The sequence below is a fragment of the Oleiphilus sp. HI0067 genome, from assembly GCF_001635735.1.
This window is the reverse complement of the sequence record NZ_LWFI01000261.1, coordinates 1-1,168: the sequence shown is the minus strand read 5'-3', so window position 1 is coordinate 1,168 and position 1,168 is coordinate 1. Positions and strand designations below refer to the sequence as shown.

General features: G+C 43.0%; 1 protein-coding gene. It reads left to right on the top strand.

Translation table 11 applies throughout. The features are described from left to right. Positions 1-37 precede the first annotated feature (37 nt). On the top strand, positions 38-1,168 hold a 1,131-nt coding region (locus tag A3739_RS03345), incomplete at its 3' end, for a PilZ domain-containing protein (protein WP_156502310.1).

Sequence of the window (1,168 nt, the reverse complement as noted above, 5' to 3'; positions counted from 1 at the left end):
ACCAGAAATAAAAAAATCATAAGGGTAGATTAGGGGTATGGAATTTCAGACTCGCTTCATTCGGCATGAAGATCGGCGTATTGCACGTCAGGCTCTTAGCGGTAAACATGGTTTCCGAGCGAGCGTTCTAATGCCAGGGGGGCAAATCGAGGCCTCCCTAAATGACTTTTCTAGTATTGGTTTCGCAATCAATATTCCTCATCATAGCCAGCATAATCTGCAAGTAGGTGGGCCTGTCTCATTGAGAGTGAGTCCAATGATTGGTTACGAATATGATTTACGTGGCATTGTCATTGATATTCGCTCCGATCGACAGCAAGGAACTAAGGTCTCAGCGGTCATAGAGCATGAGCAGAGTAATCCACATGGTAATTTTCAACCGATATTACTCAACGCAGAACAAAGCTTAAAAGGCCAGCTTGTTCATCCCTTTGCTTACAAGCAAAGTTCATACTTCGAAGTAGAAAGTTTATCGCTTCATGGTTTTGTCGCTTCAAATATTAATTCTGACTTCACTCTTTTCGATGGTATGCGAGTGGAATTTAGTTTGGGGACAGTTCACGGCTTACAAAAGGTCTTTGGTACGGTGAGTAATATTGGCCTAACCGAAGAGAATTTGATTCGTTGTTTTATTGCCGTGGATGAGTTTTCACCGAGTGCTCAACGAGAATTATCGCAACACTGTTTTCACTTTGCTCAAAAAACGCCTCAAGAAATTTCTCTTTCTGGAATAGAGGCAAATCATGTCCAGAATTTCGTTCAGTATCGTTTTGTTGAAACACAGGCAGAATACGAAGCGGTTTTAAAGCTTCGCCGTAAGTCATATGCAAGGCTGGGACTCTGCGATAAAGACGAGCCAATTGCGCGATTTGCACTCGAGCAAGATGCATATGGACGAATATTGATCGCATTCCATAATGCGCGTGTTATTGGTTCAGCTCTGCTCGTTTTTGGCGAGCGTAATGCAAAGCCTTTAGAGCTTGAGTCGGTGTTACCCGCGACAAGTTTTTCTGTATTGCCTGATTACCAGCAGATTATGGAAATTACGGAAGTCTGTATTGAGCGACATTATCAAGATACTGATGTTTTGCAGGGTGTATTTGAAAACATGTATCGAGAAGGGCTGACGGCAGGCAAAAACTACATACTGGTAGGAAGTCCTCCAGAG